Origin of the sequence: Ruegeria sp., from assembly GCF_965199275.1 — a bacterium.
Lineage (GTDB): Bacteria > Pseudomonadota > Alphaproteobacteria > Rhodobacterales > Rhodobacteraceae > Ruegeria.
The window spans coordinates 121181-138365 of record NZ_CBDAQX010000024.1; the positions used below are offsets into that span (position 1 = coordinate 121181).

Consider the following 17185-nt stretch of genomic DNA (forward strand, 5'->3'; position numbering starts at 1 on the left):
CCTTCCCGTCACTGGAACCCCCATGTGGTCGGTAAAAAATGTCGGGATGAGTCGCATGACCCAAAGCACTCAATTGAAAATCACAGGCATGAGCTGTGCCTCATGCGTTGGACGCGCCGAGGCCGCATTGCAGGCTGTTCCCGGCGTACAGGACGCCTCGGTCAATTTTGCGACCAAGACGGCTCAGATCACTTTTGACGGCCCGGTCTCGGCCCTCAGTGATGCATTGCAGGCCGCTGGCTATCCGGCTGCAACGCATCAATCCACTTTGCAGATTACCGGGATGAATTGCGCCTCTTGCGTGGCCAAGATCGAGCGCACTCTGCAAGAAAGCCCCGGCGTTCTTGAGGCGAGTGTGAACCTTGCCAACCAATGCGCATCGGTCACCTACATCGAGGGCGCGACCACGTCGCAGGCGCTGGCACAGATCACAAGTCAGCTTGGGTTTTCCGCGCAGCTTAAGACATCTCCGGGGTCGGAAACCCAATCCGATGACACGACGGATGAGGCACGCGACCTGAAACGCGCGACAGTGATGGCTGCCATTTTGGCCCTGCCCGTATTTGTTCTGGAGATGGGCGGGCATATGGTTCCCGCATTCCACCATTGGGTTCACGCAACCCTCGGACAGCAGAACAACTATCTGATCCAGTTTGCCCTGACCACGGCCCTGTTGATTGGCCCGGGACGCGTTTTCTACGCCAAGGGCATTCCGTCGCTGCTGCGCGGGATGCCGGACATGAACGCTCTGGTCGCTTTGGGGACGGGGGCGGCCTATCTGTTCTCCATCATCTCGACTTTCGCGCCCGGCCTGCTGCCGCAGGGAACAGCGAATGTGTATTTTGAGGCTGCGGCCGTGATCATTGTGCTGATCCTTCTGGGCCGCATGATGGAGGCGCGCGCCAAAGGCAAAACCGGCGCGGCCATCCGCGCGCTGATCGGGCTTCAGCCCAAAACCGCGCGCGTTGAACGAAACGGAGCAACCGAGGACCGCCCCATTGCCGAAATAGCGGTGGGCGACGTGCTCCAAATTCGTCCCGGAGAACGCGTTCCGGTGGATGGAGATATCCTCGAAGGAACCTCTTACGTCGATGAAAGCATGATCACAGGGGAGCCGGTACCGGTTGGCAAATCCGCTGGCGACCCGGTGGTGGGTGGCACCATGAACGGAACCGGTGCGCTGCGTGTGCAGGCGACTCGCGTTGGGGCGGATACGGTTCTGGCCCAGGTCATCGCGATGGTAGAACAGGCGCAGGGGGCCAAGCTGCCCATCCAAAGCCTGGTCGACCGGCTGACCTATCGCTTTGTGCCTGCGGTGATGCTGGTTGCGGCTTTGACTATCACTGCTTGGCTGATCTTCGGGCCTTCTCCGTCGCTGCCGCTGGCGTTGGTGGCCGGGGTATCGGTCCTGATCATCGCCTGCCCCTGCGCCATGGGTCTGGCCACGCCGACCTCGATCATGGTTGGGACGGGCCGCGCAGCGGAACTGGGTGTTTTGTTCCACAAGGGAGATGCGCTGCAACACTTACAGCAGACCAAGGTCATCGCCTTCGACAAAACCGGCACGCTGACCCTCGGGCGCCCCGAACTTGACCACGTGACAACCACCAACGGCTTTGAGCGGGATCAGGTCCTACGACTGGCCGCCGCGATCGAAACCCGCTCGGAACACCCTATTGCTTCTGCGATCACCCGCGCCGGGCCCTCTGTTCTGCCCGAGGTTTCTCAGGTTCAGTCCCTCACCGGCCTTGGCCTTCAGGGCCGCGCAGAGGGGCATGACCTGCTGGTTGGCTCATACAAATTGATGCAGCAGAAAGGCGTGGATATCTCGGATCTGAAGCCGGACGCCGATGCACGGGCCTCTCAGGGGGCGACCCCACTGTTCTTGGCCATTGATGGGGTGGCTGCGGCCAGTCTGGCTGTCTCGGACCCTGTGAAGCCGGGCACGGCCGAGGCGCTGGCCAAGTTACACGACATGGGCCTGACGCTTGCCATGGTAACCGGAGACAACGCGCAGACGGCGCAAGCGATGGCCGACAGGCTGGGCCTTGATCAAGTGACCGCCGACCTGCTGCCCGGTGCCAAACAGAAAACACTAGAGGGCTTACGCAGTGAATTCGGCACGCTCGCCTTTGTGGGCGATGGGATAAACGACGCGCCTGCTCTGGCGGTAGCTGATGTCGGCGTCGCCATCGGCACCGGAACAGATGTCGCGATCGAGGCCGCCGATGTAGTTCTGATGTCCGGCGATCTGCGTGGCGTCGTGAACGCAATCGACATCAGCCATCGGACGATGCGCAACATCCGCCAGAACCTCGGATGGGCGTTTGGCTACAACACATTGCTGATTCCGGTGGCTGCCGGAGTGCTGTACCCCTTTGGCGGGCCATTGCTGTCCCCGGTGCTTGCGGCGGGCGCGATGGCCCTGTCCAGCGTCTTTGTCGTTACCAATGCGCTGCGTCTGCGATGGGTCCGCCCCAACGTCGCGGAAAGCGCGCAAAAAACCACGAAGGAGGCCCACGCATGAATATCGGCGATGTCTCAACCCGGACCGGACTGCCCGCGAAAACGATCCGCTACTATGAGGATATCGCGCTGATTAAACCTCTGCGCGATGACAACGGCTATCGCCGGTTTCGCGAACAGGACATCCACAAGCTGACTTTTCTGGGCCGCGCGCGCGCCTTGGGGTTCACCATCGAAGACTGCCGCACGTTGCTGGCGCTCTATGAAGATGAAAGCCGGGCGAGCGCGGATGTAAAGCAAGTTGCACGGGATCATCTGGCGCAGATTGACGCAAAAATCGCCGACCTCAAGGCGATGCGCGACACGCTGAGCCATTTGATCGAAGCCTGCGCCGGAGACGACCGACCTGACTGCCCGATCCTGAAGGATCTGGGCGGGAACAGCTAACACGGGGTTGCCCTTTCGCGCAGGCTTTGCTTTGTCAGTGCCAAATACTCCGGCAATCAAGCAATGCCGGTCAGCGGAGAGGATCATCCCATGGCAAAAGTCGCGTTTCTTGGTTTGGGTGTTATGGGTTATCCCATGGCTGGGCACCTTCAGGCTGCAGGGCATCAGGTCACCGTTTACAATCGGACCGCCTCCAAGGCCGAGGCCTGGGTGGCCGAACATGGCGGCGCAAAGGCGACGACCCCCAAAGGTGCTGCGGAGGGGGCCGAATTCGTCATGTCCTGCGTTGGCAATGATGACGACCTGCGGATGGTCTGCACCGGCGCGGATGGCGCTTTTGCCGGGATGTCGGATGGCGCGATCTTTGTGGATCACACCACCGTTTCCGCCAAGGTGACGCGTGAGCTTTATGAGGCGGCCAAAGGGCAAGGGATCTCATTTGTCGACGCGCCGATCTCGGGCGGGCAAGCCGGGGCCGAGAATGGCGTTCTGTCGATCATGTGCGGCGGCGATCAGGCGGTGTTTGATGCGGCAGAGCCGATCATGCAGGTCTATTCGAAAATCTGTCGCCGGATTGGTGATAGCGGGGCAGGTCAAATGACCAAAATGTGCAACCAAATCGCGATTGCCGGTTTGGTTCAGGGCCTCAGCGAAGCGCTGCATTTTGCTGAAAAGGCCGGTCTGGACGGGCGCGCGGTGGTTGAGGTGATCAGCCAGGGTGCGGCAGGTAGCTGGCAGATGGCGAACCGGTATGAGACCATGCTGGACGACCATTTCGACCACGGCTTTGCAGTGGACTGGATGCGCAAGGATCTGGGCATCTGTCTCGACACCGCCAACGAGACGGGCGCGTCCTTGCCTGTCACGGCACTGGTGGATCAATTTTACAAGGATGTGCAAAAACTTGGTGGTGGGCGGTGGGATACCTCGTCGCTGATCAAGCGATTGCGGGCGTTGGATTAAGGGGGCTGTCTGCCCCCTCTTGGCCCTGTATGCCAATTCACCCCCGAAGATATTTTTAGCCAGATGAAGAGATCCGCGTTGCGCGGCGGATAGGGATGGGAATGAAAGACATGCATGATTTCTGGGCGGATGCCCTGCGCAAGTATTGGGGGCTGGATGCCCGTCTGACACGGCTGGACGGAGAGTATGACCTGAACTTTCTGGTCGAAGCGAAGAACGGACAGGACTATGTCCTGAAAGTCATGCGCGCGGGGTGCGAACCAGAGTTTGTCGATCTTCAAGTCAAAGCGCTCGAACATATCACGTCTGAGGCGCCGGGGCTGCCCTTCCCCAAGGTACTCCCCTCGCTGGATGGTGCTGTCCTGCCCGAGATCGAAGATAAGGACGGTCACCCGCGTTTGGCTTGGTTGTTGGAGCGCCTTCCGGGTCAGTGCTACGCCAAAGTCGAGCCAAAATCCGAAGATTTGATCCTGAAACTCGGACGCGTTCTTGGCGCGACCGATCGGGCTCTGACTGGGTTTGCGCATGGCAGCCTGCAGCGGGACGATTTCAAATGGGACCTGGTGAAAGGCGGTTGGATTGCGGATCAACTGGATGCGGTCAGTGACCCGTCCCGCCGCGCGCTTTTGAACGAAATTGTACAGGGTTTCACTGCGATCTCAGATGCGCTGAACAGCCTGCCCACGCAAGCCATTCACAACGACGCCAATGACTACAACATTCTCGTCGAAGGAGAGCTGAGCGAACGGCGTACCATATCCGGCCTAATCGACCTGGGCGACATGTGCGCCGCGCCGCGCGTATGCGAGGTGGCCATTGCCGGGGCCTATATCGTTCTGGATTATCCGAAACCCGAATGCGCTCTGACCGCTCTGGTCCGCGGCTATCACGCCACCAATCGGCTGAGCGCTGAGGAGGTCGATCTTATCTGGCCCATGTTGCGGATGCGGCTGGCGGTGTCCGTAGTGAATTCGACCCTGATGGCGGCTGAAAACCCCGATGATCCTTACGTGACCATCAGTCAAGCCCCGGCCTGGCGGTTCCTTGAGAACGAGGCCGTCAATGGCGGCTTGATGTCCGCCCGCTTGCGCAGCGCCTGCGGCTTGCCGGTGGTCGATGGGGCTGAGCGCATCCACGCCTACCTCTCCGAGCATCGCGGCCATTTCGCCGAGATGTTTGGCCAGGACCTGAGCGATGTGCCGATGGGCTCTCTCTCAGTTGAGAACTCCACCTGGCCGCAGAACCCGTTTCACATGCCGCTCGAAGAAGCCGCACGGGTGGGCGAAGAATTCGGTGAGGGCCTGTGGCTGGGCTATTACAACGAACCCCGCCTGATCTATGCCGAGCCCGGGTTCCGTAAGGGGCCGTGGAAAGCCTCGGACCGGCGCACAGTACATCTGGCCGTGGATGTCTTCGCCCCTGCTGGCACGGTTTTGCGCGCCCCGATGAGCGGTCGGGTCGAAGTTGTCGAGAACCGGGACAGCCATCTCGACTATGGCGGCGTGGTGATCCTACATCATGAAACGCCCGAGGGGGATCCGTTCTACACGCTTTACGGCCATCTGGACCCAGAGGTTTGTGACCGCTTGAAACCGGGCGATCCGGTGGCACAAGGCGCTGCGTTCGTGCGCCTTGGGGATGCCTCGCAGAATGGTGGTTGGGCCCCGCACGTGCATTTCCAACTCGCCTTGACAACCGATGGCATGGAGGCTGACTGGCCCGGTGTCGCCGATCCCGATGAGCTGGAGCTTTGGAACGCGGTCTGTCCGAACCCGGCGGCCTTGCTGAATCTGGCCGATGACAAGGTTTGCTATCAGCCGACCGACAAACAGGCCGTTCTGCAAGGGCGTCACGATCATTTCGGCGGCAATCTGAGCCTGACCTACAATGACCCGGTCATGCTCGTGCGCGGTTGGAAACACCACCTGTTCGACGAATGGGGTCGCCCCTATCTGGACGCCTATAACAACGTTCCTCATGTGGGACATGCCCACCCGCGCATTCAAGCCGTCGCGGCGGATCAGCTGAAGCGAATGAACTCCAACACCCGATATCTGCACCCGGCGCAGGCCGCATTTGCCGACAAGGTGTTGTCGAAGCTGCCGGATCACTTTGAGGTCTGTTTCTTCGTCAATTCAGGCACCGAAGCCAACGAATTGGCCCTGCGTCTGGCCCGCGCCCATACCGGCGCCAAGGGGATCGTGACCCCCGATCACGGCTATCACGGCAACACGAACGCGGCTGTGGCGATCTCGGCCTACAAGTTCAACAAACCCGGCGGGATCGGTCAGGCTGATTGGGTCGAGCTGGTCGAGGTCGCGGATGACTACCGTGGCTCGTTCAAACGTGACGACGCTGACCGCGCGCAAAAATACGCAGATCTCGTGTACCCAGCGATTGCTGCTCTGCAAGAGAAAGGTCAGGGCGTGGCAGGTTTCATCGCCGAGACCTTCCCTACGGTCGGGGGGCAGATCATTCCTCCGAAAGGCTATCTACCTGCGGTATATGAGAAAATCCGCGCGGCTGGCGGTGTCTGTATCGCGGATGAGGTCCAGACCGGGCTTGGACGGCTGGGCGAATACTATTTCGGTTTCGAACACCAAGGCGCGCTGCCCGATATCGTTGTCATGGGTAAACCGATCGGCAACGGTCACCCTCTGGGCGTGCTGGTGACGACAAAGGAAATCGCCCAAAGCTTTGACAACGGGATCGAGTTCTTCTCGACGTTCGGCGGTTCCACCCTGTCCTGCCGCATCGGGAAAGAGGTTCTGGACATCGTCGATGACGAAGGTCTGCAGGACAATGCCCGCATCATGGGCGACCGTCTGATGGCAGGTCTGAAGCAAATCGAATCCGAGTTCGGCTGCGTCGGCGACGTGCGTGGGATGGGCCTGTTTCTGGGGGTCGAACTGATCAACCCGGATGGCTCGGAAGGGACCGAGATCTGCAGCTTTGTGAAGAACCGGATGCGCGATCATCGTATCCTGATCGGAAGCGAAGGCCCGAAAGACAACATCCTAAAAATCCGCCCACCTCTGACCATCGAGGCCGAGGATGTGGATATGATCCTATGGGCGTTGCGCGATGTTCTGAAAGGGGTCGGCGACTATGCCCCTGCCCCAGTTTGTGACCACGATCACCATCACGCGGGATGTGGCTGCTGCTAGGTAGAAACCCCGGCGCAATCGCCGGGGTTTCATTTGCCGATCAATGCAACACGGCCGAGGGGGTCTGATGACCGGTTGTCGGCATTGGAATGGCGGCTGTCATGCGGCGTAGAGCCACCCCCAGCTCCTCTGACAAAGAGGCAAGGGCCGGTGCAAAATCCGGACGCACGATTAGTGAGGCCATCATCATCGCGTCTTCCCGCGCGCCTTCCGATGCGGCCGCAATCATCTGGGCAAAACAGTTCTCATCCGCGCCCAGACAAGCGCATCCTAATCCATGCCGGATCAATGGGCGTCGGCCATAGTTGGAGCACAGCGAGCATAGACGGTCCAAGGTCAGCATCGCGGCGCGCCCTTGATCGGCGCCCAAAGCGATGTCGAAATCACTGGCGGCGTCGGCGCGGCCCCTCGCGCCCTCGCTCCAGAGGCGCAGATACATCACCGCGCCTGCCTCAATTGGGGCGAGGTCCGTCAGGCGGCCAACGGGTGCGCCTCCCCGCGACGACGGGCTGCTCATTTTGTCAGGATCAGTTTGCCGGCGCGGGTAATGCGAAGCGTGTAAAGCTGATCGCCCAGTTCGATATGGGCGAGATTGCCGCCTTTGGTCAGCTCTTCGGCCTTGTGCGAAGGCAGCACGGATACGGCAAAGGACTGGGTGGCGATAGGGGTCTGCGCGTTCATTTGACAACTCCGGAGAATCTCAGGCAAGGGCCTGAACTGTTCGCTTTTTCCTGACTTCCGACCTTTTTGTTGATCTGACTGGGTTTTTGGTTTGTTTTCAGGTGTGGTTGCTCAGAGGCGCGTTGTAGTGCCCCATTATTATAAAAAGTATTGACATGGGCCTTCAGATGGCTAACCTCTTCGCCCATGTTCATCCGCACCAAACATGACGCAAAGCTCAACCGCACACGGATCCAGATCGTTGAATCCGTCCGCACCGGCTCCAAGGTACGCCAGAAGATCCTGCGCCATGTGGGTGTGGCCCATAACGACAGCGAGATTGAGGATATCAAGCGTCTGGCGGGCCGCTTGATGGAGCAATTACGCATTGATCGCTCGCCGCAAATGGAACTGTTCACGCCCACGGAATATGCCGATCTGCAGGCGCTGGTGCGCCGCGCTCCGCGGCCGGACAAGCTTGGCGTTGATCTTGCCGAGTGCCGTGAGGAGGCGCGGGTCTCTCTGGGTCTGCGGGATGTCATGGGGACGATGTATGACCAACTGGGTTGGGGGGCCCTTCTGGGGGCGGCGCGTAAAAGTGCCAATCGCATTGTGAAAGAGCTGGTTATGGCGCGGATCGCACAGCCCGAGAGCAAGCGCGCGACCGTGGAGGCGTTGGAGAACCAGGCAGGCATCACGCTCAATCTGGACGTGGTCTATCGGAGCATGGATTACATCAATACGCCGGTGATAGACGGGATTTGCAAAACCTCTCACGCGGCGGCAGAGAAGTTGCTGGGCGGGCCAGTGACCGTGCTGTTCTACGATTGCACGACCCTGGCCTTTGACACCGAGCGCGAGGACCCGGCCGAGGATGCGGACGGGGTCGAGCAGGATCATCTTCTGGCCAAGGGCTTCAGCAAGGATGGCAAGCATCACCGCGCTCAGGTCATGCTGGCGCTGATCGTCACCTCCGATGGGCTGCCTGTGGGCTATGAACTCTTCCCGGGAAACACCTGGGAAGGTCATACGCTGGAAGCTGCGCTGAAGGCGTTGGAGGGACGCTTCGACGTGGCCAGGGTCACGTTCGTGGCCGATGCCGCCATGCTCAGCAAGGACAACCAGCAGATGTTGCAGAACAAGGGTCTGCCCTACATCCTCGGCTATCGCATGAAGTCCGCCCCGGCCGCCGTGAAGGCGAACATTTTGAGCCCGGAGGGACGCCAGCCTTGGGCTGGACACGGTTCTGAAGAGGCAACCGAGAAGGGCTGGTACAAGGTGATCGACCAGGAGGGAGCGCGGGTCATTGTGACCTGGTCACCCACCCGGGCACGCAATGATGCCCACAAGCGCGACAAGGCAATCGAAAAGCTGCACAAGAAGCTCAAGCGCTCTCGCAAACCCGGCAGCTTCAGCAGCCGGGGATATGGCCGCTTCCTGGCCTTCCCCGACAGCGGGGACGTCACGCTGGATGATGCAAAGATCAAGGCAGCGGCACAATGGGACGGGCTGCATGCCATTGTTGTTCATGGTGCGGACGAACTGGAGGCACAGGACGTCATTGCCCGCTATCACCAGTTGTGGGAGATCGAAGCCTGCTTCCGCACCAACAAGCACGATCTGAAAATCCGGCCCATCTATCACTGGTCGCCGCGTCGGGTCCGGGCCCATATCGCCATCTGCTACATGGCCTTCTGCTGCCTGCAGCACCTGCGCAAGCATCTGGACCTGCTCGGACACCCGATGAGCCCGGCTCGTATCCGCAACGAGTTGAACGCATTGCAGCTCTCGATCCTGCGCCACAAAGGCACCCCTGACCGCTACGGCATGCCAAGCCATGCCACGGTCGATGCCAGACGCATCCTCACCTGCGTCGGCCTGACCTGGAACGAAGCCCCTTTCAAGATACCCCCCGGGCGCACCCGAAAAACTGGCCAGACCAAAGCCTGAGCTCCCTCAACACTCCGAAACAATCGCTGGCGAAAAAAGTCCGTGTAGTGCCTTTTGGCAACCAAGGCATAATAATATCAATGACTTATACGAAAAAATGTCGGAAGTCAGGTGTTCGCTTTTTCAATGACCTAGCTGACCCGAGTCTGGGATGGCTGGCGGTTTCTGTCTTTATTCTGATTATTTTAGTAAAGATTGTCAAGTCGCGCATTTGCGCTTGCAGAAAGTTGCCGTGTTGCGCCTTCTTGACGGGCAGGTTAGGCCTGAACGCATAGGCAAAAACACCGAGGTTACTATGGGCGCGGCAATTGTATTTGATCTGGATGGAACTCTGGTCGACAGCTTGGGCGACATCGTTGCAGCCGCGAACCAGACGCTGAGCTATCTCGACCTGCCCCCTCTGCCGCGCGAGGTGATCGGGCGATTCGTCGGCAATGGTCTCCCCAAGCTGGTAGAGCGTATGATCCGGCACTGCGAGCTGCCCTTGGACCGTCATGGCGAACTGACGAAAGTGACGCTCGCGCATTACACGGCAGGGGCCAGCAAGACGACGGTGCCCTATCCCGGCATTCCTCAGGCGTTGGCCAGCTTGCAGTCGCAGGGGCACATACTGGGCGTCTGCACCAACAAGCCCGAGGCCCCGGCCCGGCATATCCTCGACGTACTGGACCTGTCGCGATATTTCGATGTGGTGCTGGGCGGTGATAGCCTGACCACAAGGAAACCCGACCCTCAGCATCTATTCGCAAGCTTCGACGCATTGCCAGCTCATGGGTCGCGTGTTTTCGTGGGTGACAGCGAGGTGGACGCAGAAACAGCCGAGCGCGCCAAGATCCCCTTTCTCCTGTTCACGCAAGGCTATCGAAAGTCGCCCGTGACAGATATTCCGCACGACGTCGCCTTTGACACGGCCGAGGAGATACCGTCCTTGGTCGCGCAGATGGTGCAGATGTCTGATCAGGTGAAATAGGCCTCAGCGCATACCCTGAAAATTATTGAGGGGCCGGCCGAGGGGGTATGGACCAGCCCTTCATCGGGGAAACTCTGTATGGCCCGTCGGGGCCAGCTGTTGTCTCTTGTTTAGCGGACCGCGACAGATGACGAAATTGGGGGATTCCCGTAGGGGTGTATTTTTTTGTCCCGACGCCGCAGTGAAACCTGCGCTTGACCTCAGGTTTGAGGGGCGATCAGGGCCCTGACCATAGGCACCATGCGTCCGGGTTATTCGGGCTCGGCGTAGTTTCGAGCTTTGGACATTTTACCGATCCCCGGGTTGAACGAATTCGTCGGATCACAGCATTTGTAGTGGGCGGCCAGATCGGGTTTGGCCTTGTACAAATGCCCCACATTATGTTCAGCCGGGTATTCTGCGCCGCGCCTGTCGAACAACTCCAACATCGCGGCTTTCAAAGCCTTTGGGTCAGCGCCTTTTTTGACCACGTAGTCCTGATGCATCACGTGGCACAAGAAATGACCGTAGTAGAGCTTGTGGACCAATTGGCCCTCAATCTCGGGCGGAAGCGTCTCAAGCCAGTCCTGATCGTTTCGCCGTAAAGCTACGTCGAGCGCAATGATGTCTTCGACCTCATTGCCATGCAGGGCCATGTACCTGACGGCTGCCCCGGCGGCAGCAAAGCGGTGCAACCCTGCGATCTTGGCCTCGCGCGGGGTGCACTCAAAAGCATCGCCGTCACGATCTTTCAGGAATGTGGGCAGCCATTCAGCAGCCTCCGCAATCCCTTCGTTCTTCATCTTTAGGATCAGATGGTGTTCGTAGCGGTCGCGAAACTCGACCATCCGTTTCGGCAAGACACGCGGCCAGACCGAGACCGCCATCTGCAGGAAGCGGTCGGTGAAGTTGCGCAGGAACGGAATTCGGCGCAGGCGGGCATCGACTGCGCCTTTGAGCGCAAAGAACATCGGCAGCCGGTCAGTGCCCAGTTTGTCGATCATCACGACCGTATCCTTGCCGTAGCGCGCCGTGATGTCGAAGACCTCGCGCTGCATGTATTCAGCGGACACCGGCAGAGACTTGAATTCCGACAGGATATGACGGCGCAGGGCGGCCAGATCATCGGGGCTGTTTGTTCCGATGTAAAAGACCTTCTCGGCCTCGTTCTTGGGGAACGTATCAAGCCGTACGGCAAAGACGGCCAGCTTGCCAGCCGAGCCCGCAGATTCGAACAATTTGGCCTTGTCTGCGTTGAACCGCGCAGGCGTTTCGGCGTCGACATCGCGCACAATCTGCGCGTAGTCGCTGGCCGAGGCGCGTTTGTTCGTGGCCCCCGGGTTGCGGTCGAACGTGCCTGCATCGAGATTTGCCAAGATCTCTTCCGGCGTGTCGCCCAGATCAATTCGGAGATGGTTGACCAGCTCCAACTCGCCCTTTTCGGAAATCCGCGCATGGACGGAGAGTTCGGTGTAAACAGGGCCACGTTCCACCAGTGACCCGCCCGAGTTGTTGCAGACGCCACCCACAATCGACGCGCCAATGCAAGAGGAGCCGATCACCGAGTGCGGCTCTCTCCCCAGTGGGGCCAACAGTTTTTCCAGCGCAAACAGGGTGGCGCCGGGAAAGCTGACGATCTGGTCACCGTCGTTCAGTGGCACCAGAGTGTCCATGCGACGCGTATTGATCAGTACCACGTCTCGGTCATAGCGGCCCGAGGGGGTCGACCCCTCGGTCAGGCCGGTGTTGGCCGCCTGCATGATGACAATCTTATCGGCTGCAACGCAGGCCTTCAGGACCTTCCACTGCTCAAGAAGGCTACCGGGCTGAATGACGCACAACGCCTCGCCTTCGCCCGAGCGGAAACCGCGCCGGAACCGTTCGGTCGCGCGTTCGCCAGTCAGGACATGCCGCGTTCCAACGACAGAGCGGAAATGTTCAATCAACGCGTCATTGGTCATGGCATCCCTCGTGTCTTTATGCGGCGCGGAAACGGATATTCTCGCGGCTCAGTTGGTCGATTCTGGTCACACCCATCAGCTTCATGTCGCGTTCGATCTCGCCCCGCATGAGGCCCAGCGCGCGTTCGACACCCGGCTGACCAGCGGCGGCCAGAGGATACAGGTACTGACGTCCGACGCCGACCGCCTTTGCCCCAATCGAAAGCGCCTTCAACACATGGGTACCGCGCTGAATGCCACTGTCCATGATCACGTCCAGCTTGTCGCCGACCGCATCCACGATCTCGGCCAGTTGATCGAACGGCGTGCGTGAACCATCCAGCTGCCGCCCGCCATGGTTCGACAGAATGATCCCCGTACAGCCAATCTCAGCCGCGCGTTTGGCATCTTCGACGGTCATGATCCCCTTGAGGCAGAACTGACCATCCCAATCCCGCACCATCTGCGCGACGTCATCCCAATTCATCGACGGATCCAGCATCTCGGTGAAATAGCCGCCGATTGAGCTGGCGCCGCCGCCCATATCTACATGCTCTTCAAGTTGCGGCAGGCGGAATTTTTCGTGGGTGACATAGTTGATCCCCCACATCGGCTTGATCGCAAACTGGATCATACCGCCCAGTGTCAGGCGGAACGGGATCGAGAAACCGGTGCGCAGGTCACGCTCGCGGTTGCCGCCGGTGATGCTGTCGACGGTCAACATCATGACCTCAACCCCGGCCTCTTTCGCACGCTGCATCATGGCCGAATTCAGGCCACGATCCTTGTGGAAATAGAACTGATAGACCTGCGGGTTCTTGTGTTTCTTGCGCAGTTCTTCAAGCGACACTGTGCCCAGCGAAGACACACCGAACATGGTGCCATATTTCTCGGCCGCGGCGGCCACGGCCCGTTCGCCCTGATGGTGAAACAGTCGCTGCAGCGCGGTGGGCGAGCAGTAGAACGGCATATCCAGCTTTTGGCCCATCACGGTGACGGACATGTCCACATCCTTCACCCCGCGCAGCACCGAGGGCAGCAGATCGCAGCGGTCGAAGGCTGCGGTGTTCTGGCGATAGGTCACCTCATCATCCGCACCGCCATCGATATAGTTGAAGATCGGCCCCGGCAGGCGGCGCTTGGCAAGCTGCCGGAAGTCGTGGAAGTTGTGGCAATGCTTGAGACGCATAACGTGATCTCCTATGATGATTGTCAAGCAGGGCATTGATTTTGTTTGATTTTAAATTCGGCAAAATCGTCGAAGACCCAGCCGTTCTTGAGCGTGTCATAGATGATCTTGAGCAGCTTGCGGGCCGTGGCTATGATCGCCTTGCCCGCGCCACGGCGTTCCTTGATGCGCCGATAATAACTGTTGAGATATCCCGAATAGCGGATCGCGATGAGCGTACATTGCACCAGCGTGGTGCGCATGAGCTTGTTGCCGCGCTTCGTGATCCGCCCGTGATGTTCGGTTTCGTTTGAGTTGCTCACCTTGGGCACGATGCCGACATAGGCGGCCAGCTTGTCCGCGTCGGAGAAGTCTTCAACCCTGCCGATCCCCGCCAGCAGGACCGCGGCAGATCGCGCACCGATCCCCTTGATGCTGGTGAGCCCCTCAAAGCCTTTCATGGCCGAGGCGGCCTCCTCGATGGCCTTGTCGAGACGGCTCAGGGTTTCGGTCAGGCCGAGCGCCTGGTCCCGCAATGCCGCCAGTTCGACCTGCTCAAGCGGTGTGAAGCGGCTGAGATCCAGGTCGCGCAGGCGCTTCTTGCTGGACAACCCTTCCTTCTTCAGCTTCATGCCGTGGCGGACAAACATCGCGTGGATGCCGTTCAGCAGCATGGTGCGCTGTTTGACCAGCATGTCACGCGTCCGGGTCAGCGAGGCCAGTTCGCTTTCCTGAGTGGACTTGAGCCGGGTTTCCGGCAGCATGTCCTTCGACAGGAAAAACGCCAGGGCGCGGGCATCGTTGCGATCGGTTTTCTTCACCGATGTGCGGATCACTTTAAACTGGCGCGGGTTGACCACAACGATCCGGCCGACACAGGGTTCCACCTCACCGCAGAACCAGGCCGTGTTGCCGGTGGCCTCGACCGCCAGTTCGTCATCCGCATCAAGGCTCTGACAGAACTGCTCAAGCGCCTGCGCGGACAGTTGAAAGGTTTGGAATGTTTCCGATCCGTCCGTCTCACGCCGACAGATCGTGAAGGAATTCGTATGAAGATCGACACCTATGTAAGCCATGGCTATACTCCCTGCTCAAGGAGGCGGAGCCCCCAATGGGGCGTGAACGGCCAAACCAAGCTCCTATGCAGGATCACCGGCCAAAACCGGGCCCTATGGGGGCTGTTCGGAAACAGGCGAAAGCTAAGCTCCTCAACAGGGTCACAATGCCCTAAGACACAATTCAGCCTGAGACCTATCCGCCTCCCCGAATCCTCTAACAGATTCAGGGCGTTTGGCCGATCACAAATCATTCATACCCCCTCCTCAGTACGCCACAGAGGGCAGCCAAGTGGCGAGTGTCGGCCATAGGAAGACAAGCGCCAATCCGGTCAGTTGTAGCAGCACAAAAGGGATGATGCCTTTGTAGATATGCATCAGCTTGATCTCGGGCGGGCAGACACCTTTCAGGTAGAAGAGCGCGAAGCCAACCGGCGGGGTCAGGAAGCTGGTTTGAAGCGTCACCGCCACCAAGATCACGAACCAGACCAGCGCGGGTTCATCCAGCACTCCGAAGCCCGGAATGTCGATGCCCAAGCCGTTCACGATCGGACGCATCAGAGGCAACACGATCAGGGTGATCTCGATCCAGTCCAGAACAAAGCCCAGCAGGAATACGATGAACAGTATGAACAGGACCGTGCCATTGGCGCCGAAGCCGGTGGATTGGACCACATGTTCGATCAGTTCATCGCCGCCAAGTTCCCGCAGAACATAGGAGAATACCGTCGCACCAAGGAAGATCGCGAAGATATAGGCGGTGGTGTTGAAGGTCGAAACCAGCACGTTCCACAGTTTCGCGAAGGTCAGCTTGCGATATCCCAGCGCCAACAGCGTCGCGCCCAAGGCGCCGATGCCAGAGGCCTCGGTCGGGGTGGTCAAACCTCCGAAGATCGAGCCCAGAACCGCGAGGATCAACAGCAGCGTTGGAATGACCGCGATCAGAACGTCTTTGACAGCATCCCAGTCGGGCGCCTTTGCCCCTTCGGGCACGGGGGCCGCGTCGCGCTTCACCTGTGCGAGGATGAAGATATAAGTCAGGTATAGCCCCCCGATGATCACACCGGGGAAGACGGCTGCCATGAACAGGTCTCCGACGGACAGAGCCATCTGATCGGCCATGATCACCAGCATGATCGAGGGCGGGATCAGGATACCCAGCGTGCCCGAAGCAGAGACCACGCCCGCCGCCAACGTCGGCTGATATTTCTGCTGCATCATCGACGGCAAAGACAGCACGCCCAGCAGCACCACGGACGCACCAATAATGCCGGTCGAGGCCGCCAGTATGATCCCGATCAGGGTCACGGTGATGGCAAGACCACCCCGCACGGTGCCGAACAGGCGCTGCATCGAGGTCATCAGACGCTCGGCCACACCGGATTCGTCCAGCATCAGGCCCATGAAGATGAACATCGGCAGCGCGACCAGAACCGCGTTGGACATGGTCGCGTAGACCCGGTTCACCACCGCGCCAAGGGTCAGGTAGTCGAGTCCGGTAAATGTGCTCTCCAACCCGGTCCACAGCATCAGGTCGTTGTCGAACAGATATGCGAGACCACAGTAGGCAACACCGACACCGGCCAGCACCCAAGCCACCGGATAGCCGGTGAAGAGCAGCGCGATGAAGGTCAGGAACATCGCAATGACCAGTTTTTCTTCGGTCGTTTCGACCAGGAAGGTCAGGCCCACACAGACGGCGGCAAACACAGCCAGAACCAGCAGGATACGACGCAGAGGAGCCCCCTCGCGTTCCGAAGCCGGTCCGTACATCAGTGCGTGCCCGTCATGGATCAGTCGCGCCAGCGCAGCCAGCGCCAACAGAACAAAGCTGATCGGAATGACCGCCTTGAAGGCCCAACGCGCTGGCAGGCCGGTGGGGCTGTCCGAGCGTTCGTTGACGCGGAAGCTTTCGTAGAAATAGTCATAGCCCTGATCAATCATCAGATAGATGAACGGGGTCAGCAGGGTCAGAATGCCGATCACCTCGATGATCCGCTGCGCCCGGCGGGACAGTTGCATATGCAGAACGTCGACGCGCACGTGGCTGTCTGTGATCAAGGCATATGAAATGCCGATCATCGTAACGATGCCGTAGAAGTGCCACTGGATCTCATCCAGTTTGGGGTAGTTCTGGCTGAGCAGATAGCGCAGCGCGACCTGCGAAAAAATCGCCGCCATCAGCAGCACATTCGCCCACATGACGACATGACCGACAGCTTTGACGCTGGTATCAATGGCAACGGCGATTTTTTGACGGTCGGTATCGGGATGCTCCAGGATGCCTTCATAGGCCTCAACCGGATCTTTAGTGGTATTTGGATTGCTCATGGTCATTCCTCGCCCGGCAGCCCTGTGCAAGGGCGGTGAAAGTTTGGAAAAATCCGAAGATCAGAAATCGACTGGGGCAGCAGTGTCCG

Annotated in this window: 12 protein-coding genes and 1 pseudogene; 6 read left to right on the forward strand and 7 right to left on the reverse strand. The window is 59.5% G+C overall.

From position 1 onward, the window contains the following. Nucleotides 1-55: 55 nt before the first annotated feature. The 4 genes and pseudogenes from ACOERD_RS25385 to ACOERD_RS25400 all read left to right on the forward strand — a co-directional run bounded on the left by ACOERD_RS25385 (nt 56) and on the right by ACOERD_RS25400 (nt 7043). The gene (locus ACOERD_RS25385; RefSeq protein WP_419740903.1) at nt 56-2527 is read left to right on the forward strand and encodes a heavy metal translocating P-type ATPase; all 2472 of its coding nucleotides are present in this window, start codon (nt 56-58) and stop codon (nt 2525-2527) included. Then, nucleotides 2524-2913, forward strand: a complete 390-nt coding sequence (gene cueR / locus ACOERD_RS25390) for a Cu(I)-responsive transcriptional regulator (protein WP_170484511.1) — start codon at nt 2524-2526, stop codon at nt 2911-2913. Before ACOERD_RS25385 ends, cueR begins: the two co-directional genes overlap by 4 nt. 21 nt (nt 2914-2934) lie before the next feature. Beyond that, nucleotides 2935-3876: pseudogene (locus ACOERD_RS25395) on the forward strand (NAD(P)-dependent oxidoreductase); the annotation flags it as partial. Between the two features lie 101 nt (nt 3877-3977). Further along, nucleotides 3978-7043 carry an aminotransferase class III-fold pyridoxal phosphate-dependent enzyme gene (locus tag ACOERD_RS25400; RefSeq protein WP_419740904.1) on the forward strand — a complete coding sequence of 1022 codons (3066 nt, stop codon included), beginning with the start codon at nt 3978-3980 and terminating at the stop codon, nt 7041-7043. 40 nt (nt 7044-7083) lie between these two features. Here the strand turns inward: ACOERD_RS25400 and ACOERD_RS25405 are convergent, their stop codons facing one another. Genes ACOERD_RS25405 through ACOERD_RS25415 form a run of 3 tightly spaced genes read right to left on the reverse strand, consistent with a single transcriptional unit; the run spans nt 7084 to nt 7918 of the window. Next, entirely contained in the window at nt 7084-7560 is a 477-nt protein-coding gene (locus tag ACOERD_RS25405; RefSeq protein WP_419740905.1) for a hypothetical protein, read from the reverse strand. Continuing rightward, nucleotides 7557-7724 carry a hemin uptake protein HemP gene (gene hemP / locus ACOERD_RS25410; protein WP_170468565.1) on the reverse strand — a complete coding sequence of 56 codons (168 nt, stop codon included), beginning with the start codon at nt 7722-7724 and terminating at the stop codon, nt 7557-7559. The genes ACOERD_RS25405 and hemP overlap by 4 nt, the downstream gene beginning before the upstream one ends. Beyond that, complete coding sequence (locus ACOERD_RS25415; protein WP_419740906.1) at nt 7721-7918, reverse strand: hypothetical protein; 198 nt, start codon at nt 7916-7918, stop codon at nt 7721-7723. The genes hemP and ACOERD_RS25415 overlap by 4 nt, the downstream gene beginning before the upstream one ends. Here ACOERD_RS25415 and ACOERD_RS25420 point away from each other — a divergent pair. Both ACOERD_RS25420 and gph read left to right on the forward strand, forming a co-directional pair. Continuing rightward, complete coding sequence (locus ACOERD_RS25420; protein WP_419737624.1) at nt 7911-9653, forward strand: IS1634 family transposase; 1743 nt, start codon at nt 7911-7913, stop codon at nt 9651-9653. The genes ACOERD_RS25415 and ACOERD_RS25420 overlap by 8 nt on opposite strands. Before the next feature lie 151 nt (nt 9654-9804). After that, nucleotides 9805-10623 (forward strand): phosphoglycolate phosphatase, encoded by an 819-nt coding sequence (gene gph, locus ACOERD_RS25425; protein ID WP_419740907.1) that lies wholly within the window; start codon nt 9805-9807, stop codon nt 10621-10623. 251 nt (nt 10624-10874) lie between these two features. Here gph and dld read toward each other — a convergent pair whose 3' ends face one another. From dld to ACOERD_RS25445, 4 genes are all read right to left on the reverse strand, one after another. Beyond that, the gene (gene dld / locus ACOERD_RS25430) at nt 10875-12563 is read right to left on the reverse strand and encodes a D-lactate dehydrogenase (protein WP_419740908.1); all 1689 of its coding nucleotides are present in this window, start codon (nt 12561-12563) and stop codon (nt 10875-10877) included. Nucleotides 12564-12579: 16 nt separating this feature from the next. Next, complete coding sequence (locus tag ACOERD_RS25435; protein ID WP_419740909.1) at nt 12580-13731, reverse strand: alpha-hydroxy acid oxidase; 1152 nt, start codon at nt 13729-13731, stop codon at nt 12580-12582. Nucleotides 13732-13754: 23 nt separating this feature from the next. Then, entirely contained in the window at nt 13755-14786 is a 1032-nt protein-coding gene (locus ACOERD_RS25440) for an IS110 family transposase (protein WP_419740848.1), read from the reverse strand. Between the two features lie 246 nt (nt 14787-15032). Next, nucleotides 15033-17096, reverse strand: coding sequence for a TRAP transporter large permease subunit (locus ACOERD_RS25445; RefSeq protein ID WP_170693127.1), 2064 nt, complete (start codon nt 17094-17096; stop codon nt 15033-15035). Between the last annotated feature and the right edge of the window lie 89 nt (nt 17097-17185).